The following is a 20041-nucleotide window of genomic DNA, read 5'->3' as shown; positions in this document are numbered from 1 at the left end:
CCCGGCCCCGCGGAGGACACCGCGCACCGCCCCGCGGCGGGGCGGGTCCTCCGCGGGCCCGCACGGCGCTGCGCCCGATTCCCACCGCAATGAGATTCAAACCACCGATTTCAGAATCATTGTCCAAAACGTTACCAAGTGTCCTACCCTGATTCCCGGCGTGGCGTCGCCCCGACGCCACCGCGGTTCAGGGGGAGGACCCGTGGCTCGAGGCAGACGTGCGGGAATGGCGCCGCGCTGGCGCAACCGGTGGCTGGCCGCGGGCGCCGCCGCGGGGCTCATGCTGTCCGCCTACGTGCTCGTCGGAGCCACCGACCCCGGGGCGGGCCCCGGAGCCGCGCGCTGCCAGGCCGCCCACGACAAGCGGGAGATGCGCGGCGCGTGGCTCACCACCGTCGGCAACATCGACTGGCCCTCCGAACCCGGGCTGAGCGCCGACGAGCAGCGGGCCGAGATGGACGAGCGCCTCGACGAGGCGGACGAACTCGGACTGAACACCGTCTTCCTGCACGTGCGCCCCACCGCCGACGCGGTCTACGAGTCCGAGCTGGAGCCCTGGTCCCGCTACCTCACCGGCGAGCAGGGCGGCGACCCCGGCTACGACCCGCTGGAGTACGCCGTCGAGCAGGCGCACCTGCGCGGACTGGAGCTGCACGCCTGGTTCAACCCCTACCGGGTCGGCCTGAACTCCGACATCGAGGAGATGGCCGAGGACCACCCGGTCGAGGACAACCCGGAGTGGCTGGTCGAGTACGGCGGCGAGGGCTTCCTCGACCCCGGGAACCCCGAGGTTCGGGAGTGGGTCACCGGCGTGATCATGGACGTCGTCGAGCGCTACGACATCGACGGCGTGCACTTCGACGACTTCTTCTACCCCTATCCCAAGGACGGGGAGGAGTTCGACGACGACGCCAGCTGGCAGGAGCACGGCGACGGCTTCGACGACCGCGGGGACTGGCGGCGCGACAACGTCAACCGGCTCGTGGAGGGCGTGCACGACCGGATCCAGGACACCGAGCCGTGGGTCCGCTTCGGGATCTCCCCGTTCGGCATCTGGCGCAACGACGGCAGCGACCCCACCGGGTCGGCGACCTCCGGCCTGGAGTCCTACGCCGCCCAGCACGCCGACACCCGCACCTGGATCAGGGAGGGCATGGTCGACTACGTCGTCCCCCAGCTGTACTGGGAGCGCGGGTTCGGGGCCGCCGACTACGAGGAGCTCGTCCCCTGGTGGGCCTCGGAGGTCGAGGGCACCGGCGTGGACCTCTACATCGGCCAGGCCGCCTACCGGGTCGGCGAGAGCGGCTGGCGCGAGGACGACGCCCTCAGCACCCAGCTCGACTACGCCGACGACTTCCCCGAGGTCGGGGGCGACGTCTACTTCTCCTTCACCTCCCTCACCGGCGCCGCCGAAGAGGCCTACGAGCACCTGGCCGAGGAGCACTACGCCGACCCGGCGCTCCCGCCCGTGGCCGACCCCTCCCGCGAGGGGCAGCCCCTGACCGGCGCCGTGACCGGGCTGACCGCCACCGCCGACGGCGACGGCGACGGCGACGGCGACAGGCTGGAGTGGGACGAGGTCGACGGCGCCCGGTCCTACGCCGTCTACCGGCTCGACCCGGACGAGGCGGCCCTGGTCGCGTCGGGGGACGCGGAGGACCGCTGCGAGGCCCTGTCCGCCGACAACCTCGTCGAGGTGACCGGCCGCACCTCCCTGGAGGGGCTCCCCTCCGGCGAGGACGCCCCGGAGGGAACCGCGTACGCGGTCACCGCCCTGGACGACTACCGGGTCGAGGGACCGGTCGGGGCCCTCGCCGACCCGCGCGGCTGACCCTGCGGGGGGGGTGACCGGCCCGCCCTCCCAAGGGGAGAACGGACCGGCACCCCGCCCCACCGGGGCTCAGCCGTCCACGCGCTCCTCGGACCGGTCCCCCGCCCAGAGCGTGTGGAGAGCGATGCAGGAGGCCGTCGCCGCAGGCAAGGTGCGCTCGATAGGCATCAGCAACTTCAATCTCAGAAGACTGACCGACCTCACCAGCAGAGCGACGATCATGCCCGCCGTGGCGCAGCTGGAGCGTCACCCCTAACTTCCAGCAGCGGGAGCTGAAGGCGTTCCTCGAGCGGTTCGGCACCGTCGTGGAGTCCTGGTTCCCCCTCGGGCGCGGGGACAAGGGGCTGCTGGCGGAGCCCCTCTTCGCGGAGCTCGGACGCAAGTACGGGAAGTCACCCGTGCAGGTGATCCTGCGGTGGCACGTCCAGGACGACGGCATCGTCATCCCCGGCTCCACGAACCCGGCCCATATCCGGTCCAACTTCGAGCTGTTCGACTTCGAGCTGACGCCCGAGGCGATGGAGAGGATCGCCGCGATGGACCGGAACAGACGATTCCACAACCTGCCCGAATTCCTCGAGAGGATCATTTTTCAGTCCATGCGCATGGACTACGACAAGAGGCAGCGCTGATCCACGGGCCGCCGGGGCCTCCCCCCGGGCCGCGCCCGGGGTCGGACCCGGTCCCAGGTGCGGGCCGACCGGGGTCACGCGTTGGACGCGAGCTGCCCTGTTCCCCTCCTGCCACACACTTCCCGCTGGTAGCGTCCGTGCTCCCACAGCCGAGAAGGGATCTCTAATGGAGCCGCTACCCGAACGCACACTCACTCTGGAACAGATCCAGGACTACGTGGCGAAGATGGAGGTGGAGCGCGGGTTCTCCGACAGCACGCTGATCGAGCAGGCGCTGAAACTGGCGGAGGAGACGGGCGAGGTGTGCAAGGCCGTGCGCAAGCACTCCGCCCTCAGCCTCGATCCCCACAGCACAGTGGGCGGTCTGGGCGAGGAACTGGCCGACGTGCTGATCTACGTCGCGGCTCTCGCGAACAGGGCGGGCATCGACCTGAGTCGCGCGTTGCGCGACAAGGAAGCGGTGAACGAGAACCGTACCTGGCGGTGAGGGCCGAGCGGTGTGCACGCCTCCTGGAAGCCGTCCCTCCCCGGTACCCCATTCCACGCCTGCTGAGGCCGTGGTCGAACGTTCGCATGGGAAAAGTCCACGTCGACGCCGTCCTGGCGGATGATGTCGGCGTCCACGTTGGTGAGCAGGTCCGGGTGCTCGTCGAGGAACACCGCCTGGTACGCCACCGCGGAGCGCAACCGTTTGCGGTCACGGGTGCCGATGGTGGTGGAGTCCAGGTCCGCGCCGGACATCAGCTCGATCAGGAACTCGGCCTGCGTCACCTGCGCCTCGGTCGGCTCGAACCCCGTGATCTGCTTGACCTGCTCAACGGTCGCCCACACGCCCATGCGTCCTCCTCCGCGGGTGGGGCCGCCCCGGACACACCCCAGAAGACCTCATGTGTCCGGGACGGGGCTCCGATGGGTCAGCCCTCGGGAACGGGCTCAGGGTCGGGGATCGGGCCGACGTCCTCCAGGACCGCCCACGCCCGCGGGTGCGCCAGGGCGAACCCGCGCCGGGACCGGAACTTCACGGCCGCCTCATCGCGATCGTCCTGGGCGCGCGCCTCGCTGAACAGGGTCCGCAGACCTTCGCGCCGGCCCAGGCGCAGAGCACGCCGGGACCCGAAGAACAGCAACGGATTCCCTCCGGGCTCCTGGGTGGCGGTGGAGTGGGTGCGAGCCCCATGCGTCCACGCGATCCGGTACCCGTAGAGAGTGTCGTAGGCGTTCCCGGACCGGTCGATCGCCGCGGTCTCCTTGAAGACCGGTACCCGTAGAGAGTGTCGTAGGCGTTCCCGGACCGGTCGATCGCCGCGGTCTCCTTGAAGATCGGAGCGCCGTGCCCGTCAAGGGTGGTGCGCATGACGTCCTTGAAGGCGGGGTCCGCGATCACCAGCGACTCGGCCGGGCTGAAGTACCGGCTGGTCTCCACCCGGGAGATCATCAGCGAGGACCGCTCGAAGAAGCTGTTGCCGTCCGGGCCGGTGGTCGCGACACCACGAGAGCCGTCCCAGGTCACGTAGTGGTCGTCAGCGGTGTACCCCAGGTCGGGGTTGGCGGTGTGGGTGGTCCGCAGCGTCCGGTACACGGAGGTGAACGGGCGCTCGTCGGAATCGACGTCGGACTCGGCCGCGGTGACGCCTAGGCAGGCGTGGTCGATCGCCGTGGCGTACGAGATCGCGTAGTCGATCTCGGTCGCACCGAGGACATCGATGAGCGCTTCGGCGTCGGACAGGTCGTCCTCGTCCAGCGCCACCCGGGCGATGATCTTGCGGGCCTTGAGGAAGTACGAGGACTTCTCGGAGTCGTCGTCGGTGTAGGTGCGGCCGAAGCGCACCCGCAGCCCCTCGGGGCGGGGAACGGCCTTGGTGCGGGTGGACATCGGCACGGGCGCGGCCTCGCGCTCGATCACCGACTCCTGCATGACGCGCTGCCACACCTCGGAGTCGTACTCGACCGGCGTCCAGTCGTCGAGGTCGGCGGGCGCGGCACCGGCGTACACGTGGATCGGGTCGCCGTTGGCACGGTGCCCCAGGAGCGGAGGGCCCGGCGGGGCCGGGACGAGAAGAGCGCGGGACATCGGAAACCCCCCAGAGTCAGCCCGCGGATATGGACGTGCCCTCACGGGCTGCCTGTGTCCTCGCGGACTGCCCGACACCCAGGGGGTGTCTACGGGTTGGTTCGAGTCCCGTGCTCTACAGGGGGTGTGCGCTCACGCGCGGGCCGAGGCGGCCGTGCTGGGGCCGCGTCTGCCCGGATCATAACCCCGCCTCCCCCACTCCCCCTTTCTCAGCTCCTCCGGGAACGGGAACGGCCTCCATCCAAAGGTGGAGGCCGGGCAAGGGCAGGGTCGGTTTCAGTCCCAGTGGAGCAGGGCCCCTTCGGGGGCGCCGCCCTCGGCGTGGATCCGGGCGAGCTGGATCGTGGCGTGCGCGTTGGCCGCGGTGAAGTGCGCGCCCGCCTGAGCGGCCAGCGACGCCGCGTGCGCGGTGGACTGAGCATCGCGCGACTGGGCCAAGAGCCGCCGACCGACCGCCATGTGCTCAGGGCCGGTAAGAACCGGAACGTCGTCGAAACCGGAAGAAACCATGGCCGGAGTCCTTTCAGGAACAGTGCGGGGGTTCACCGTACGCGCACCTCAACCCGCCATGAACCGGTCATCTCTGTCCCCATGCGGCCGGAGCCAGCAGCACGCGCGTTGGTGCCTTCTCCTGTGCCTCCATCAGGCCCTTAGGGCACTGCCCGTAGGCGTCGCGGTACCCGGCTAGGTCAGCCGTGAGGCCTCCCCAAGTGAAGACCATCCACCCCCTCATGAGCTGCGTCTCCTCGAATGACACCTCTCCCCCCATGAACTGTGCCCAAGTGAACGACACCAGACCACCCAAGAATTGCGCGTGCTCGAACGACACCTCTCCTCCCACGAACCGCGCCTGAGTGAACGACACCAGACCACCCAAGAATTGCGCGTGCTCGAACGACACTTCGTCGCACTCAAACCGGACCCAGTCAAATGACACCTCACCTCCCTCAAACCGCGCGCTGCTGAACGGCACCTCACCGCCCTCAAACCATGCCTCGTTGAACGACACCTCACTGCCCACAAAACATGCCCTGCTAAACGACACCCAACCGCCCTCAAACCATGCCCAGTTAAACGACACCTCGCCGCCCTCAAACCGCGCCCAATCAAATGACACCATAGCATCATTAAACTGGGCCCAAATAAACGACACATCGCCGCCCACAAACCGCGCCCGAGTGAATGACACTACACCACCAGTAAAGTGGGCTCCGGAGAAGTCGCCTCCATCGAAGACAACTCCGGTGAAGTCGAAATTCTTGCCCCGCCAACGGGTGTTCTCTCGCAGGCGGTTACCAATGATGCGGATGATGGTGTGCCGCACTTGCTGAAATGACTCGAATTCCAGCACCCGCCTTTGGTACTCCTCCTGGTCTGCTTTCTGTTTCTCGAACTGAGCGTGGTCGTGTCCGATGGCGTGGGGGCGCCCGAGCTCGACGGCAGAAGTTGGTGATACAGATTGCAAACCGGACGGTACGGGCAGTTCGGTTAGGGGGGCAGGGCGGGGAACGTAGGGCATTCGCAGGTAGGCACACAGGACGTCGATGACGGTTTGGGCCTCCTGCTCGGAGGGAGCGTCGTCGACCAGGTGGGCAAGCGCATTGACTGCACCCAGCCGCACAGCGGCATGTTCGCTGCCCAGGTCGGCGTAGGCAGAGGCGTACCGCTCGTGGAAGATTCTCGACACCTCGCGTGTGGCCGCAGCGTCCGCGCGCTTCGCGTCCTCCTCCGTGGTGCGTTGACGGCGGTAGTGGATCACCAGCAGAGCGACGCCGCCCAGTCCGGCCACAATCGCGAAGGCGCGGGTGGCGATCGCGTCGAGGCTGCGAGCACTCAGGCTCCCCGGTGGAGACCACGTGGGCGTTCCCAGGAGGAACCAGGCAATCGCGGTCAACGCGGCGACCAGGCCGGCGGCGACCAGCCAGGCGATGAGGATCAGCCATGCCAGCCGAATCGGAGAGGAACGGCGCCGGGCTGCTCTTCTTACTCCGGCTGCCAGGATGAGCGCGCTCACCCCTGCGCCGACCATTCGCCAGCTCTGGGCGGTGTTGAGGCCGAGGGCGCTCCACGCCGTGGTCGCCAGGGGCCACAGGGCTAGGGTTGCGCCGAGGGCGCCGATGATGATGGCACCTCGGGAGAGTCCGCGGTCGCGGGCGGTGAGCCAGGTACGGGCGGAGCTGGGGGTGGCGGCCAGCCGAGCACGCCATGGGGGGCGCGTAGGTGGGAGGTCGGGGGTCATGGTGGCACCCTAGCCACCTGCGTTCCCGCGGGTAGGCGGTGACCGGAAACGGACACCGGACTCCCGTTTCAGCGCCGGTTGCGTGGGGTGTCGGTCACCCGGTGGGACAGGGGCTTCCCGGGTTCGGCGCCGGGCACCTTCTGGGTGAAGACTCGTCCCTCGGGGAGGACTCCGGCAGCTTGGAGGCTGTGGGACAGGTCCAGGACGCTGTCGCCGTGGGCGAGGGGTTCGGTTTCGCCCAGGACCGTGCCGTCCTCGGCAGGGGTCGGGGTGAGAGTCACGGTGGTCGCTGTGGTGGTGGGCTCGGCCACGTGGTCCAGGGTCAGCAGGAACCCGGCTCCGGCCGGGTGGGGTGTGGGACCGAGGACGGCGATGGTGCCGAGCGGCAGCAGCCCGGCATCCTGGAGACGTCGGGCCGCGAGCGCGGGGGTGTCGTGGGTCTGATGGTCGATCTGGGTAGTGATCCGACCCTGGGAATCGACCACTCCCCAGGACGGGGTCACCCGGCCGGGCACGACCTGTTCATCGGGGTAGGCGACGATGCGGACGGTGATGGTTCCGGTGCCTTCGAGGTCGGTGAGCGGGACCGCGGTGATGCCGACCTCGGTGGTGCCCTTGCCGTAGTCGGCGGGGTCCAGGCCGTCGGGTCAATCCGCGAGAAGGACATAGTCCTCCCTGGTGCCGCCTGGTTAGGCTGGGTCCCGGGTCATGTCGGTTCCGCTCCACCCGGCGTCGACCAAGGCGGCGCGAGCCGCGGTCCTGCCGACGCCGCGCTTCCACTTCAGCTCGGTGCGGGCTTCGGCGCGCTCGGCCGCCGTCTTGACCCGCTGCTCTTAGGCCTTGCGGAACCCGTCGACGTCGAACTCGTCATTGGTGTCGGTGTCGCCGGAGTCGTCCTTGCTGTCGGCAACGAACGGCAGCCGGGTCCTGGAAACAAGTTGAGGAGCCACGCGGCTGACCCCTGTGGTGGAGGTACGCCCGGTCCGCCCTCCCAAGGGGAGAACGGACCGGCACCCCGCCCCACCGGGGCTCAGCCGTCCACGCGCTCCTCGGACCGGTCCCCCGCCCAGAGCGTGTGGAACACCCCCTCGCGGTCCGCACGGCGGTAGGTGTGCGCCCCGAAGTAGTCGCGCTGGCCCTGGACCAGGGCCGCGGGCAGGCGCTCCGCGCGCAGCGCGTCGTAGTACGCCAGCGCCGCCGAGAACCCCGGCGTCGGCACCCCCTGCTCAGCGGCCGTGGCCACGACGTGCCGCCAGTCGCCCTGGGCCCGGCCCATCTCCTCCGCGAACGCGTCGTCGGACAGCAGGCTGGGCAGGTCCGGCCGGGCGGCGTAGGCGTCGCGCACACGGTCCAGGAACACGGCGCGGATGATGCACCCCGCACGCCACAGCGCCGCCACCGCGCCGGGGTCCACGTCCCAGCCGTACTCGGCGCTCCCGGCCGCGATCTGCAGGAACCCCTGGGTGTAGGAGACCAGCTTGGACGCGTACAGCGCCTGCTCGACCCGGTCCGCGAACCGGGCCGCCTCCTCCTCGCCCAGCGGCTCGGGCACGGGGCCGGGCAGCGCGCGGGAGGCCTCCCGCAGCTCCGCCCCGCCCGACAGCGAGCGCGCGAAGACCGCCTCGGCGATCCCCGGCACGGGGACCCCGAGGTCCAGGGCCGTCTGCACGGTCCAGCGGCCGGTGCCCTTCTGCTCCGCCCGGTCCTGGACCACGTCGACGAACGGCTCGCCCGTGGCCCCGTCGCGGTGGGCGAGCACCTCGGCGGTGATCTCGATCAGGTAGGAGTCCAGGCGGCCGGTGTTCCACGAGCGGAAGGTCTCCGCGATCCGCTCGGGCGAGTACCCGGCGACCGACCGCAGCAGCTGGTAGGCCTCCGCGATCAGCTGCATGTCGGCGTACTCGATGCCGTTGTGCACCATCTTCACGAAGTGCCCGGCGCCGTCCGGTCCCACGTGGGACACGCAGGCGGCGCCGTCGGGCGCCCTGGCCGCGATCCGCTCCAGCATCGGCGCGAGGGACCGGTAGGACTCCGCCGACCCGCCCGGCATGATGCTCGGGCCGTTCAGGGCGCCCTCCTCTCCCCCGGACACGCCGGCCCCGACGAAGTGGATGCCGCGCTCGCGCAGCTCCGCCTCGCGGCGCCGGGTGTCGAGGAAGTGGGCGTTGCCGCCGTCGACGATGATGTCGCCCTCCTCCAGCAGGGGCGCGAACTCCTCGATCACGGCGTCGGTCGGCCCGCCCGCCTTGACCATGACCACCAGGCGGCGGGGCCGTTCGAGCGAGGCGACGAAGTCCTCCGCCGAGTAGGCCGGGACGAAGGAGCCCTCGTCCCCGAACCCGTCGACCAGGTCGCGCGTCCTGGCCTCCGACCGGTTGTGCACGGCCACGGTGAATCCGTTCCGTGCGAGGTTGCGGGCCAGGTTGCGTCCCATGACCGCGAGGCCCGTGACACCGATCTGCGCGGTGGCGTCCATCCTGCGTCCCCCTGTTGTCCGACGGCGGCTGTGTCCCCCGTTGCAAAGTACAGCCGGGCGCCCCCGGAGCGGTGTTCCGGGGGCGCCCGGCGTGTGGTCCGGCGGGTTGTCGGCTCGGCTGCCCCGCGGCACGCAGGGCGCGGTCGCCACCGGCCCCCGGCCGGGCTCCGGCGCTCCAGGCCCGGGCCCCGGGCCCCGGGCCCCGGGCCCCGGGCTCAGCTCTCCGCCGAGCCCTTGGCCAGCGCGTCCACGAGGAGGCCGACGAGGGGGCGGACGTGCTCCTCGGTGGCGTGCCGTGCGGAATAGGCGACACCGCCCATGAGGAGCAGGACGTCGTCGGGGGAGACATCGGTTCGCAGGCTGCCGTCCCGGGCGCCGGCCTCCAGGAGCGTGGAGACAGCGCCGAGGAGGAGTGCGCGGCTGTCGCGGTAGGGGTCGACCCCGGAGGCGATGACCGTGTTGAGGGCTTCGGACATACCGCTCTTGGCCGTGGCGTAGCGGATGAAGTCCTCCATCCACGCACGGGTCGCCTCGACGGCCGGGCGCCGGTCGAGGAGGACCTCCGCCTTCTCGCACACGTGGGTGAGTTCACGCCGGTAGGCGGCCTCGATGAGGGCCTCCCGGGTCGGGAAGTGCCGGTAGAGCGTGCCGACGCCGACACCCGCCTTCTTGGCGACGGCCGCCGGCGCGGTGTCCAGACCCTGTTCGGCGAAGACCTGCGCGGCCACCTCCAGAAGGCGCTCTCGGTTCTGCAGCGCGTCGCTCCTGGTCCGGCGCGGGGTGGCGGGCATGCGGGTTCCTTCGTGTCCGTCTCGGCTTGCATTCCGGAACGCGTTCCGCTTAAAGTCCAAACGGAACACGTTCCGGTAGAACCCTACTCCAGGAGACTCCCATGCCCCCTGTCCCGGACAAGGCCGTACGCCACTGGTTCGTCACCGGCGCCTCCGGCGGCCTGGGCCGCCACCTCACCGAGCACGCCCTCCGGAGCGGCGACCGCGTCACGGCCACGGTCCGCCGCCCCTCGGCCCTGGACGACCTGCGCCGGACCTACGGCGACCGGCTGTGCGTCGAGGTCCTCGACCTCGCCCGGCCGGACGACGTGGGGGAGGTGGTCGGCAGGACGCTCCGGGCCGGACCCGTGGACATCGTGGTCAACAACGCCGGATACGCGGTCGTCGGCGCCGCCGAGGAGATGACCGCCGAGCAGATCCGCGACCAGATCGAGGTCCTCCTGCTCGCCCCCATGATGATCACCCGGGCCTTCCTGAAGCCGATGCGCGAGCAGGGCGGCGGCCGGATCATCCAGATCTCCAGCGTGGGCGGCCAGGTCGGCATCCCCACGCACAGCGCCTACCACGCGGGCAAGTGGGGACTGGAGGGCTTCACCGAGAGCGTCAGCCGCGAAGTCCGCGACTTCGGCATCCACCTCACCCTCGTCGAACCCGGCGCCACCCGCACCGGTTTCGCGTCGGCCCTGGACTACACCACCGAAACGGCCGCCTATCGCGACAACCCCGTCGGACTGGTCCGGCGCCACCTGGAGACCGCCGACGGGAGCGCCTTCACCGGCGACCCGGCCAGGATCGCCGCCGTCGTCCACGACACCACCCGCCACCCCGACCCGCCCCTGCGCCTGGCCCTCGGTTCGGACACCTACGACGCCGTCCACGCGGCGCTCACCGAACGCCTCACCGCGCTCGGGTCCCAGAAGGACCTCGCGGCGTCCGTCGCCTTCTCCCCCTGATCCGCCCCGCCGACGCCGCGACCGCATTGCCGTGGCCGACCTGCCGCGACAGGACCGCGCCCCCACGCGCCCCGGTGGGGCGAGGAGCCGGAGAACGGGAACAGCGGAACAGGATCCGGTGCCCGGCAGCACGGTTCCGCGCCGTTCTCCGCGCCTCCGAGCGGCACGGGCCGATCCGGTCGGCCGCCTCCGCGGACTCAGGGGCGGCCGGACCCCTCCCCGACCTGCTCGGACGGCCGCACGGCCCTTCCCCGGGCGACGGCCAGGGCGAGCACGAGCGCCGCGAACGCGACCCCGAACGCCCAGCCGGGGAGCGCTCCGGCGGACGTGCCCTGCTCCAGCAGCCGGCCGCCCAGGGCCGCGCCGACCGCCGAGCCCAGGTACATGGCGGCCATCTGGAACGCGACGACCGCCATGGCCTGCCGCTCGCGCCCGTGGACGAGCAGGTGCTGGAGGACGGGCACGCCGGCCCACCCCGCGGCCCCCCACAGGGCGACCGCGACGACCCAGACCGCGGCCTGGTCCAGCAGCGCCAGGGCCCCGAGCGCCAGGGCCAGGACCGCCACGACCGCTGGGAGGAGCCGCCGGGACCCCCAGGCGTCCAGGGGCCTGCCGACCAGGAACGAGGCGGCGACGCCGCCGATGCCCCACACCCACACCAGGGCGAACGCCAAGGGGGCCAGCCCGCGCTCCTCCGCCATGGGGACCAGGTAGGTGTACAGGCCCAGGCTCGCCAGCCCGAGCAGGAAGGCCAGGGCCACGCCCGTGGCGATCACGGGGGCCCTGAGGAGGCGCAGGTTCTCACCGAGCCGGACCACCGCGATGGCCGGGTACGGCGCCCGCCGGACCAGGACCGCGACCATGCTGACGGCGCCGATCGCCACGACCAGCCCCATCGTCCAGCGCCATCCCGCCCACTGGCCGATGAGCATGCCGACCGGTACGCCCGCGACCGTCCCGGTCGAGAGGCCGAAGGTCACCAGCGCCATGGCGCGCCCGCGCTCGCGGTCGGCGACCATCGCTGCGGCCGTGGCGGTCGCCACCGCGGTCAGGACGCCGGCGCCGAGCCCGGCCACCACACGTGACGCCAGGAACACCGCGATGCCGGGGGCCAGCGCGGTGACGAGGTTGCCGAGGTTGAACAGGGCCAGCGCGACGACCAGGGCGCGCCTGGTGGAGCCGGCGACGAGCGGCCCCGACAGCAGCGGCCCGGCGAACGCGTAGGCGCCGGTGAACGCCGTGACGCCCAGGCCGACGGCGGCCACGGACACCGTGAGCGATTCCGCGATCCGGGGCAGGACCCCGGCCAGCACGTAGGCGTCGATCCCGAGTGAGACGGTGGCGGCCACCAGCGGCCACAGACGGCGGATCACTGCCCGGCCGCCTGCTCCGGGCCCCCGCCGCGCGCCTTCCCGTCGTGCCCGTCGGCCGACTCCGACTCGTAGCCCGCCAGGACGGTTCCGACCAGGCCGGGGAACCTGGCGTCCAGGTCCTCGGCGCGCAGGCTGATCATGCACTTACGCCCCTCGGCCCGCACGAAGGCGACGCCGGACTCCCGCAGGAGGCCGGTGTGGTGGGTCAGGGTCGACCTGGGCAGGTCGGGCCCCAGATCGATGCTGTCCACCTCGCCCTCCCGGGCGAGTGTGCGGACCATCTCCAGGCGCAGGGGCTCGCTCAGCGCGAACAGCACGCGCGCCAGCGAGATCTCCCCGGTCTCGGGGTGGACGTAGGTCCGTACCGCGGCCATCGGCATCTCCTCCGCAATCGTTCGACTATTTTCGCACAATGATAGTGCGAAGATTGTCGCACAATCACCGGGGCGCCCCGGGGCCGGGCCGCACGCGACGCGTTCGCGGCCCGCGCCGGAGTCCCACCCCGGAGGACACGGCCCGGCCGCGTGCGGTCGCGGGCGGGGGTACCCGTTCCGGGACGCGCCGCGGAGCGCTACGGTGTCGGCGCAGACGAGAACCCGCGCGGGCGGACAGCCGTTCCCGACCCCGGCCGCGCCTCCCGAGAGTCCGAGGTCAGCCATGTCCCAGGCACACGATCGCGCCCGCGCCCTCCACGAGGCCCGCCGAACGCGCAAGCCGGTCCCCCCGTTCACCGACGCCGACCCCTCGCTCGGCGAGGCGGAGGGGTACGAGACGCAGGCGGAGCTGCTGGAACTGCTGCTCGCCGACGGCGACGAGGTCATCGGCTACAAGGTGGGGCTGACCTCGGCCCCGGCGCGCAAGCTGCTGGGCATCGACTCCCCCGACCACGGCCCGCTCCTGGCCTCCGCCGTGTACCGGGACGGCGACACCCTGCCGCTGGACCGCTTCATCGCGCCGAAGATCGAGGCGGAGATCGCCCTGAGGCTCGGCTCCCCCCTGAAGGGGCCGGGCGTGACCGTCGAGCAGGCCCGGGCGGCGGTGTCGGAGGTCAGGGCCGGGGTCGAGATCGTCGACTCCCGCATCGAGGACTGGCGGATCCGGATCGCCGACACGGTCTCCGACCTGGCGTCCACGGGGGCCATCGCCGTCTCCGACACGGCGGTCCCCCTGGAGGGGTTCGAGCCCCGCCTGGTCGGCATGGTCCTGAGCCGCAACGGCGAGGTCGTGGACACCGGGGTCGGCGCCGCGGCGCTGGGCGACCCGGTGGCCGTGCTCGCGTGGCTGGCCAACTCCCTGGCCGGGTCCGGCAGGGGCCTGGAGCCCGGGCAGCTGGTCCTGACCGGCGCCCTGCACACGCCGATCGCCCTGGAGGCCGGGGACGTGTTCACCGCCGAGTTCGACCGGCTCGGGTCGCTGACGCTGCGGGTGGCCGAGACGGTATAGGGGGAGCCGAACCGGTTTTCTCACCTCCAGGTGAGATTTTTCCGAGTTCGCACCTTGACGATGTAGATCTACCAAAGGGGAAGAATGTCCGGTGTTCGAGGGGGCGCCGGGGACCGCCGTCCGTGGTCGGTGGAGTTCGACTCCCACGGAAGGAGCGTCCACCGGCCCGACCACCCCGACAGGGAGTTCGAGCGCGCCCTCCTGGACCACCTCCACGGCCGGGGGTGGCGGGGCGCGCCCCGCCAGTACGGCCACGACCACAACGGGCGCCTGGTGTACGACTTCCTCCCCGGCCGGGCCGTCCACCACCGCGACCCCCTCCCCCGCCACTACATCGCCCGTGCGGCCCGGCTCACCCGGGAGTTCCACGACCTGACCGCCGGGACCGCCCTCGCCGGGGACCAGGAGGTCGTCTGCCACAACGACCTGGCCCCCCGCAACACCATCGACCTGAACGGCGTGCCCCACGCGTTCGTGGACTGGGAGCTATCCGCCCCGGGCCGGCGCGTGCACGACGTCGCCCACCTGTGCTGGCAGTTCGCGCGCCTGGGCCCCGGGGCGGTCGGCGCGGGCGCCCGGATCCGGCTGGTCTGCGACTCCTACGGACTCGCCGAACGCGGGGACGTCGTGGAGACGGTCCTGTGGTGGCAGGACCGCTGCCGCCGGGGCATCCTCGACCTGGCAGGGAAGGGCGACGCGAAGATGCGCCACTTCCGCGACCGGGGTGTCGTGGAGGAGGTGCGGGAGGCCCGTGAGTGGACGGCCCGGCACCGGGCGGAGCTGGAGGCCGCCCTGGTGTCCGACGCTCCCCCGCCGCATCCGCCCGGCGACCCGGCCGCCTGGTGAGGCCGTGGCGTCCCCCGGCCGGACCCGCCGCCGTCGACGCGGGCCGGGTCGGAACGGGCGCCGGGGACCGCAGCGGGCGGGGACCACGCGGACGGTCGTCCGGCCTCCGCGGCATCCGCCCGCCGCTACGGGAGCGGGGAGGGCTCGAAGACCGCGAGCCGGAGCTGGAGACGGGTGAGCTTCTCGTGGGCGGGGGTGCCCGGTTCGGCGCTGAGCATGACCACGCGCAGGTCGGAGCCCGGCACCGCGAGGGTCTGGGAGTCGAGGTCGAGCACGCCGAGTTCGGCGTGCTCGACGCGCTTGCGCAGCGTCGTACGCGGACGGACGTCGTGCCGCCGCCACTCCGCCGCGAACCCGGGCACCCGCTCGGCGGACTCGCCGACCAGCCGCCGGAGCGCAAGGTCGTGCGGGCGGCGGGACAGCGCCTCGCGCGCATGGGCCGCCGCCTGCGCCTCGAACCCGCCCGCCGCCTCCGGGGGCGCCGAGCACACCGTCCCGCCCAGGCGCGCGGCCAGGCGCAGCACGTTGCGCTCGGCCGGGGGCAGCGCGCCGAAGTCCGTGACCAGCTCTGCCGCCAGGTCGTTCCAGGCCACGATGTCGTGGCGGTCGTCGCAGACGTAGGCGGCGACCGGGCCGAGCCGGTCCAGCAGGGCGAGCACCCCCGGCGGGACCTGTTCGGCCGGACCCGGCCGTGCGGACGGCGCGTGCCCGGCCAGCCGGGACAGGTGCGCCCTCTCCGCCCCCGACAGCGCCAGGGCACGCCCGATCGCGTCGATCACCTGCGGTGACGGACGCGGCGCCCGGGCCTGCTCCAACCGCTCGTAGTAGCTCACCGAGACCCCGGCGAGGTCGGCGACCTCCTCGCGCCGCAGCCCCGGCGTGCGCCGCGCGCGCCCGCCCGCGCGGACGGGAAGGCCGGCGTCGTCCGGGCTCAGGGCCTCGCGGCGGGCGCGCAGGAAACCGCCGAGTTCTCGCTTGTCCACGCCCCCAGCCTGCCATGCGCGCGGACGGCTAGCCACGGACCAGTGGTCCGGGGACGACGCGGCCGTTCCCCCGCACGGCGCGCCCCGCCACTGTGGTGGACGAGGGACCCGACACAGGAGGCGGAGATGGAACGATCACCCGAAGAAGTGCTCCGGCGGATGCTGGAGCTGCTGGAGGCCAAGGACATGGACGGCATCGCCGGGATGTGGGCGCCGGACGGGACGGCCGCGTTCCCGTTCGCGGAGGCCGGGGCGCCCACGCGGCTGGACGGCCGGGAGGCGGTGCGCGACTACCTGTCCGGATACACCGATGTGTACGACGTCACCGGCGTCCCGGCGATGCGCGTGCACCGCACCGGGGACCCGGAGACCGTCGTCGCCGAGTACAGCGCCGAGGGCCGGACGGTGCGCACGGGCGCGCCCTACCGGATGGACTACATCACCGTGGTCACGGTGCGGGACGGGTTCATCACCGAGTTCCGCGACTACTGGAGCCCCGTGCAGGTGGCACGCGCCGGCGGCGGGCTGGAAGCACTGCGGAAGGGGCTCGGGGCATGACGGTCCTCATCACCGGCGGCACCGGCAACACCGGCCGCCCCCTGGCCGAGACGCTGCGGTCCCGCGGCGCGGACGTGCGCGTGGCCAGTCGCAGGCCGGGCCCCGGGGGCGTGCCCTTCGACTGGGCGGACCCGGGAACGCACGCCCGGGCCCTCGCCGGGGCGGAGGCCCTGTACCTGGTGCCTCCGCCGCTGACCGTGGACCCCATGCCGGCGGCCGGACCGTTCCTGGCGGCCGCCCGGGCCGCCGGGGTGCGGCGCGTGGTGCTGCTCGGCTCGCTGGCGGAGCTGCCCGGCGTCCCGGGCGCCGCGGAGCTGGGCAGGGCAGTGCGGTCGTTCCCGGAGTGGGCGGTGCTGCGGCCGTCGGGGTTCATGCAGAACTTCACCGGTGCGCACCCGGTGGCGGCGGGCATCCGCGAGCGCGGCGAGATCCGCTCGGCGACCGGCGGCGGGCGGCTCGGATGGATCGACTCCGCCGACATCGCGGCCGTCGCGGCGGAGGTGCTGACGGCTCCGGGGCCGGTGGCCGACGACCACGTGCTCACCGGGCCGGAGTCGTTCGGGTACACGGAGGCGGCGGCGGTCATCGCCGAGGCCGTCGGCCGACCGGTGCGCCACACGCCGGCGCCGGTGGCCGAGCTGGTCCGGCGCAACCTGGACGCGGGCATGCCGGAGCCCTTCGCCTCGGCGCTGGTCGGGGTGGACTCCGGCATCGCCCGGGGCGACGAGGACCGCGTCACGGACACGGTCCACCGTCTGACCGGCCGCCCGCCCCGCGCCTTCGCCGACTTCGTCCGCGCCCATCGGAAGGAGTGGTCCGCGGCCTGAGGGACCGGGCGGACCGGTCCGGCGGTGCGGGACGCCGCCCGTCCCCGGACCGGTCCGGGGACGGGCGGCCCGCTCCGCGCGGGTCGCCTCCGGGCTCCGCCGCCGCTTCGACGCCGGGCAGTTGGTGAGGCTAACCTAACGAGGGGCGTTTTCCGCCCGTCCGTCCGACCGAGGAGGAAATGGACCCGTGCGCATCGAACACCCCCGCCACCGCGCGATGATCCGCACCCGCGTGGTGCGCACCACCCGCGTCAGCAAGCACTTCGTCACGGTGACCCTCGGCGGCGGGGAGCTGGAGGGGTTCGACTTCCTCGGCCGCGACCAGTTCGTGCGCCTCTTCCTCCCCCGCGAGGGCCAGGACCGGCTGTACATGCCCGCCGACGCCGACAAGCGCTGGGTGGAGCAGCTGTACGCGATGCCCGACGACCGCAAGCCGCACGTGCGCAGCTACTCCGTGCGCCGCTTCGACCCGGACGCGCTCGAACTCGACCTGGAGTTCGTGGACCACGGCGACGCCGGCCCGGCCTCCGCCTGGGCCGCTGCGGCCGCCCCCGGCGACGAGGCGGGCCTGCTCGCCGACGCCGTCTACTACGTGCCCTCCGAGGACACCGACTGGCAGCTCCTCGTGGGAGACGAGAGCGCCGTGCCCGCCCTGGTGTCGATCCTGGAGCAGGCCCCCGCCGACCTGCGGGCCCGGGTCTACCTGGAGGTGCCCTCCGCCGACGACGTCCGGCCGCTGCCCGACCTGCCCGGCGTGGACGTGCACTGGCTGCCCCGCACCGACCCGCACGCCCTGCCCGGCAGGCTCGCCCTGGACGCCGTGCGCGCCGCCGAGTTCCCGCCGGGCCGCCCCTTCTGCTTCGTCGCCGGGGAGAACGCCCTGCCCACCGGCCTGCGGCGGGCGCTGGTCCGCGAGCGCGGGGTGCCCAAGTCCGACATCGCGTTCGTCGGCTACTGGCGCCACGGCACCTCGGCCATGGACTGACGGGGCGCACCGGCAGGGCGCCGGACGGGCGGCCCCCTCAGCCCGCGAGGTAGGCGAGGACCGCGAGCACCCGGCGGTTGTCGTCCGGGTTCACCGGCAGGTCGAGCTTGGCGAAGATCCCGCTCACGTGCTTGGCGACCGCCGCCTCGGTGACCACCAGGGCCTCCGCCGCCGCGGCGTTGGTGCGGCCCCGCGCCATCAGTTCCAGCACCTCGCGCTCGCGCGGGGTCAGCCGCTCCAGGACCGACCGGTTGCGGCGCCGTCCCAGCAGGCGGCGCACCACCTCGGGGTCGACGACGGTGCCCCCGGCGGCGACCCGCTCCAGGGTGCGCAGGAACTCGTCCACGTCCCCGACCCGGTCCTTGAGCAGGTAGCCGACCCCCTCGGCGCGGCTCTCCAGGAGTTCGGCGGCGGCCGCGCCCAGCACGTACTGGGACAGGACGAGGATCCCCGTGCGGGGGTGGGCGCGGGCGAGCGCGATCGCGGCGCGCAGTCCGTCGTCGTTGTGGCCGGGCGGCATGCGCACGTCGGTGAGCACGAGGTCGGGGCGGTGCGCGTCCACCGCCGCCATGAGCGCGGGTGCGTCGCCGACCGAGGCCGCCACCTCGTGCCCGACCATGGCGACGAGCTGTTCGAGGCCCGCCCTCAGCAGGACCGAGTCCTCGGCGATCACGATCCGCACGGGATCCTCACCTCCACCGTCGTCGGCCCTCCGCCGGGGCTGGTCAGGGACACCCGTCCGCCCAGGGCGGCCGCCCGGTCGGCCAGGCCGGTCAGTCCGCTCCCCCGGTCCGGGTCGGCGCCGCCGCGGCCGTCGTCGGTGACCGTGAGGAGCAGGGTCCCGCGCCGCGCCCCTCCGTTCACGCGCAGGCCCACCCGGACGGTGTCGGCCCCGGAGTGGCGGGCGGCGTTGGCCACGGCCTCGGCGGCGCAGAAGTACGCTGTGGACTCGACGGCGTCGGGCAGCCGCCCCACGTCCCCCGCCTCCACGGCCACCTCCACCTGCTGGGTGTCCGCCAGCTCCTCCAGCGCGGCGACGAGCCCGCGCTCGGTCAGGGCCGCCGGGTGGATGCCGTGCACCAGCTCGCGCAGCTCGACGAGGGCGGCGCGGGCGTCGGCGTGCGCCTGCTCGACCAGGGCCCTGGCCTGTTCGGGGTCGTCGTCGAACCGGCTGCTCGCCATGCCCAGGCGCACGACCAGCGCGGTGAGCCGCTGCTGGGCCCCGTCGTGCAGGTCGCGCTCGATCCGCCGCCGTTCGGCCGTGAACCCGTCCACGATCCGCGTGCGGGACCGGGACACCAGGACGAGCCGCTCCCCGAGCTCGGCCAGTTCCTCCCCGCGCGGCGCGGTGAGCAGCGCACGCGCCAGCCGGGCGCGGCCCGCCGCCAGCACCATGGCCGTGTAGGCGCTCACCGGCAGCGTGCCGAGGCCGAGGAGGACGCCGAGGGCGGCCGGGGACGGGCCCTCGGCGACCCCGGCGGCGCGCAGCACCGGCGAGGCCAGCAGGAGGGCCGGCACCCCCGCCAGGACCACCGCCACGGTCAGCTCGACCACGCACAGCAGCGCCAGCAGCAGCCCGTGGGCCAGCTCCAGCCAGGAGGCCGCCTCGCGCGAGCGCCACCGGATCCAGCCCGCGGGCCCGGCCCCCGGCGGCGGGGGCGTGTGCGGGGAGGGCGCGGGCGCCCCGTCCACGAGGGCGAGCCTGCGGCGCTCGACCGCCCCCAGGGGGAGGCCCGCCAGGGTGAGCAGCGGCCAGCACAGGAGCGACCACACCGCGGCGACCGGGGCCGACGTGGCCAGGTAGAGCAGGGCACGCCACGGCCAGGGGGTGAGGAGCACCGCGACCGGACGGCGTACGAGCGCCGGCCACAGAGCCGTCTCGGCGTCGTTGTCTCGCACCGGGGAATCCTATGCCGCCCCTCGCGGGACGGGGGGCTCCGGAGGCGAAGAGGGGTGCTCCCCCCACCCCGGGGGTCGAGGTTCCTCTACCCTCCCCGCCCGTCCGGGGCCGGCTCCGGCACGGCGGGCCCGGC

22 protein-coding genes are annotated in these 20041 nt (G+C 73.0%); 10 read left to right on the top strand and 12 right to left on the bottom strand.

Translation table 11 applies throughout. The annotated features are described in order from the left end of the window. Positions 1-226 precede the first annotated feature (226 nt). From ACQPYD_RS12360 to ACQPYD_RS12345, 4 genes are all read left to right on the top strand, one after another. A complete protein-coding gene (locus tag ACQPYD_RS12360) occupies positions 227-1831 on the top strand; it encodes a glycoside hydrolase family 10 protein (RefSeq protein ID WP_433702033.1) in 1605 nt (534 codons plus the stop codon). A 124-nt stretch (positions 1832-1955) separates the two neighbouring features. Then, positions 1956-2087 (top strand): aldo/keto reductase, encoded by a 132-nt coding sequence (locus tag ACQPYD_RS12355; protein ID WP_433701115.1) that lies wholly within the window; start codon positions 1956-1958, stop codon positions 2085-2087. A 49-nt stretch (positions 2088-2136) separates the two neighbouring features. Then, positions 2137-2463 (top strand): aldo/keto reductase, encoded by a 327-nt coding sequence (locus ACQPYD_RS12350; RefSeq protein ID WP_433701114.1) that lies wholly within the window; start codon positions 2137-2139, stop codon positions 2461-2463. A 166-nt stretch (positions 2464-2629) separates the two neighbouring features. Further along, positions 2630-2950, top strand: a complete 321-nt coding sequence (locus tag ACQPYD_RS12345; protein WP_433701113.1) for a MazG nucleotide pyrophosphohydrolase domain-containing protein — start codon at positions 2630-2632, stop codon at positions 2948-2950. On the opposite strand, the gene ACQPYD_RS12340 is transcribed toward ACQPYD_RS12345, so the two are convergent. The 7 genes from ACQPYD_RS12340 to ACQPYD_RS12310 all read right to left on the bottom strand — a co-directional run bounded on the left by ACQPYD_RS12340 (position 2857) and on the right by ACQPYD_RS12310 (position 10040). After that, on the bottom strand, positions 2857-3300 hold the full coding sequence (locus ACQPYD_RS12340) for a hypothetical protein (RefSeq protein ID WP_433701112.1): 444 nt from the start codon (positions 3298-3300) through the stop codon (positions 2857-2859). The genes ACQPYD_RS12345 and ACQPYD_RS12340 overlap by 94 nt on opposite strands. A gap of 181 nt (positions 3301-3481) precedes the next feature. Further along, positions 3482-4534, bottom strand: a complete 1053-nt coding sequence (locus tag ACQPYD_RS12335) for a hypothetical protein (RefSeq protein WP_433701111.1) — start codon at positions 4532-4534, stop codon at positions 3482-3484. Between the two features lie 276 nt (positions 4535-4810). Further along, on the bottom strand, positions 4811-5044 hold the full coding sequence (locus ACQPYD_RS12330; protein WP_433701110.1) for a hypothetical protein: 234 nt from the start codon (positions 5042-5044) through the stop codon (positions 4811-4813). 67 nt (positions 5045-5111) lie between these two features. Then, positions 5112-6773 carry a pentapeptide repeat-containing protein gene (locus tag ACQPYD_RS12325; protein ID WP_433701109.1) on the bottom strand — a complete coding sequence of 554 codons (1662 nt, stop codon included), beginning with the start codon at positions 6771-6773 and terminating at the stop codon, positions 5112-5114. 68 nt (positions 6774-6841) lie between these two features. Next, positions 6842-7258, bottom strand: coding sequence for a hypothetical protein (locus ACQPYD_RS12320; RefSeq protein ID WP_433701108.1), 417 nt, complete (start codon positions 7256-7258; stop codon positions 6842-6844). Positions 7259-7803: 545 nt separating this feature from the next. Next, positions 7804-9249: an NADP-dependent phosphogluconate dehydrogenase gene (gene gndA / locus ACQPYD_RS12315; protein WP_433701107.1), complete on the bottom strand. Its 1446-nt coding sequence runs from the start codon at positions 9247-9249 to the stop codon at positions 7804-7806. Between the two features lie 215 nt (positions 9250-9464). Beyond that, positions 9465-10040, bottom strand: coding sequence for a TetR/AcrR family transcriptional regulator (locus ACQPYD_RS12310; RefSeq protein ID WP_433701106.1), 576 nt, complete (start codon positions 10038-10040; stop codon positions 9465-9467). A 101-nt stretch (positions 10041-10141) separates the two neighbouring features. Between ACQPYD_RS12310 and ACQPYD_RS12305 the strand changes: the two genes are divergently transcribed. Further along, positions 10142-10993: an SDR family oxidoreductase gene (locus ACQPYD_RS12305; protein WP_433701105.1), complete on the top strand. Its 852-nt coding sequence runs from the start codon at positions 10142-10144 to the stop codon at positions 10991-10993. Between the two features lie 197 nt (positions 10994-11190). On the opposite strand, the gene ACQPYD_RS12300 is transcribed toward ACQPYD_RS12305, so the two are convergent. Continuing rightward, positions 11191-12366, bottom strand: a complete 1176-nt coding sequence (locus ACQPYD_RS12300; RefSeq protein ID WP_433701104.1) for an MFS transporter — start codon at positions 12364-12366, stop codon at positions 11191-11193. Further along, entirely contained in the window at positions 12363-12740 is a 378-nt protein-coding gene (locus tag ACQPYD_RS12295) for an ArsR/SmtB family transcription factor (RefSeq protein ID WP_433701103.1), read from the bottom strand. The genes ACQPYD_RS12300 and ACQPYD_RS12295 overlap by 4 nt, the downstream gene beginning before the upstream one ends. 283 nt (positions 12741-13023) lie before the next feature. Between ACQPYD_RS12295 and ACQPYD_RS12290 the strand changes: the two genes are divergently transcribed. Both ACQPYD_RS12290 and ACQPYD_RS12285 read left to right on the top strand, forming a co-directional pair. Then, positions 13024-13809 (top strand): 2-keto-4-pentenoate hydratase, encoded by a 786-nt coding sequence (locus ACQPYD_RS12290; protein ID WP_344178481.1) that lies wholly within the window; start codon positions 13024-13026, stop codon positions 13807-13809. Positions 13810-13893: 84 nt separating this feature from the next. Beyond that, entirely contained in the window at positions 13894-14655 is a 762-nt protein-coding gene (locus tag ACQPYD_RS12285) for a phosphotransferase (protein WP_433701102.1), read from the top strand. Between the two features lie 125 nt (positions 14656-14780). Here the strand turns inward: ACQPYD_RS12285 and ACQPYD_RS12280 are convergent, their stop codons facing one another. Then, entirely contained in the window at positions 14781-15638 is an 858-nt protein-coding gene (locus ACQPYD_RS12280) for a helix-turn-helix transcriptional regulator (protein ID WP_433701101.1), read from the bottom strand. Between the two features lie 126 nt (positions 15639-15764). Here ACQPYD_RS12280 and ACQPYD_RS12275 point away from each other — a divergent pair, with 126 nt between their 5' ends. The 3 genes from ACQPYD_RS12275 (at position 15765) to ACQPYD_RS12265 (ending at position 18008) form a co-directional block, all read left to right on the top strand. Then, positions 15765-16196: a nuclear transport factor 2 family protein gene (locus ACQPYD_RS12275; RefSeq protein ID WP_344178489.1), complete on the top strand. Its 432-nt coding sequence runs from the start codon at positions 15765-15767 to the stop codon at positions 16194-16196. Beyond that, a complete protein-coding gene (locus tag ACQPYD_RS12270) occupies positions 16193-17023 on the top strand; it encodes an ergot alkaloid biosynthesis protein (protein ID WP_433701100.1) in 831 nt (276 codons plus the stop codon). Before ACQPYD_RS12275 ends, ACQPYD_RS12270 begins: the two co-directional genes overlap by 4 nt. A 187-nt stretch (positions 17024-17210) precedes the next feature. Then, complete coding sequence (locus tag ACQPYD_RS12265; RefSeq protein WP_433701099.1) at positions 17211-18008, top strand: siderophore-interacting protein; 798 nt, start codon at positions 17211-17213, stop codon at positions 18006-18008. Between the two features lie 37 nt (positions 18009-18045). Here ACQPYD_RS12265 and ACQPYD_RS12260 read toward each other — a convergent pair whose 3' ends face one another. Further along, positions 18046-18690, bottom strand: coding sequence for a response regulator (locus ACQPYD_RS12260; protein ID WP_378552349.1), 645 nt, complete (start codon positions 18688-18690; stop codon positions 18046-18048). Continuing rightward, entirely contained in the window at positions 18678-19907 is a 1230-nt protein-coding gene (locus ACQPYD_RS12255) for a sensor histidine kinase (RefSeq protein WP_433701098.1), read from the bottom strand. The genes ACQPYD_RS12260 and ACQPYD_RS12255 overlap by 13 nt, the downstream gene beginning before the upstream one ends. Positions 19908-20041: the final 134 nt, after the last annotated feature.

The organism is Nocardiopsis sp. CA-288880, from assembly GCF_050955985.1.
In the GTDB taxonomy this organism is placed as follows: domain Bacteria; phylum Actinomycetota; class Actinomycetes; order Streptosporangiales; family Streptosporangiaceae; genus Nocardiopsis; species Nocardiopsis tropica.
This window is presented reverse-complemented; position numbering and strand designations above follow the sequence as displayed.

What these genes read in the sequence shown, in the direction of transcription:
- ACQPYD_RS12360 (WP_433702033.1), top strand. Translation starts at nt 227, where the DNA reads ATGGCGCCGCGCTGGCGCAACCGGTGGCTGGCCGCGGGCGCCGCCGCG.
- ACQPYD_RS12355 (WP_433701115.1), top strand. Translation starts at nt 1,956, where the DNA reads ATGCAGGAGGCCGTCGCCGCAGGCAAGGTGCGCTCGATAGGCATCAGC.
- ACQPYD_RS12345 (WP_433701113.1), top strand. Translation starts at nt 2,630, where the DNA reads ATGGAGCCGCTACCCGAACGCACACTCACTCTGGAACAGATCCAGGAC.
- ACQPYD_RS12340 (WP_433701112.1), bottom strand. Translation starts at nt 3,300, where the DNA reads ATGGGCGTGTGGGCGACCGTTGAGCAGGTCAAGCAGATCACGGGGTTC.
- ACQPYD_RS12335 (WP_433701111.1), bottom strand. Translation starts at nt 4,534, where the DNA reads ATGTCCCGCGCTCTTCTCGTCCCGGCCCCGCCGGGCCCTCCGCTCCTG.
- ACQPYD_RS12330 (WP_433701110.1), bottom strand. Translation starts at nt 5,044, where the DNA reads ATGGTTTCTTCCGGTTTCGACGACGTTCCGGTTCTTACCGGCCCTGAG.
- ACQPYD_RS12325 (WP_433701109.1), bottom strand. Translation starts at nt 6,773, where the DNA reads ATGACCCCCGACCTCCCACCTACGCGCCCCCCATGGCGTGCTCGGCTG.
- gndA (WP_433701107.1), bottom strand. Translation starts at nt 9,249, where the DNA reads ATGGACGCCACCGCGCAGATCGGTGTCACGGGCCTCGCGGTCATGGGA.
- ACQPYD_RS12310 (WP_433701106.1), bottom strand. Translation starts at nt 10,040, where the DNA reads ATGCCCGCCACCCCGCGCCGGACCAGGAGCGACGCGCTGCAGAACCGA.
- ACQPYD_RS12305 (WP_433701105.1), top strand. Translation starts at nt 10,142, where the DNA reads ATGCCCCCTGTCCCGGACAAGGCCGTACGCCACTGGTTCGTCACCGGC.
- ACQPYD_RS12295 (WP_433701103.1), bottom strand. Translation starts at nt 12,740, where the DNA reads ATGGCCGCGGTACGGACCTACGTCCACCCCGAGACCGGGGAGATCTCG.
- ACQPYD_RS12290 (WP_344178481.1), top strand. Translation starts at nt 13,024, where the DNA reads ATGTCCCAGGCACACGATCGCGCCCGCGCCCTCCACGAGGCCCGCCGA.
- ACQPYD_RS12285 (WP_433701102.1), top strand. Translation starts at nt 13,894, where the DNA reads ATGTCCGGTGTTCGAGGGGGCGCCGGGGACCGCCGTCCGTGGTCGGTG.
- ACQPYD_RS12275 (WP_344178489.1), top strand. Translation starts at nt 15,765, where the DNA reads ATGGAACGATCACCCGAAGAAGTGCTCCGGCGGATGCTGGAGCTGCTG.
- ACQPYD_RS12270 (WP_433701100.1), top strand. Translation starts at nt 16,193, where the DNA reads ATGACGGTCCTCATCACCGGCGGCACCGGCAACACCGGCCGCCCCCTG.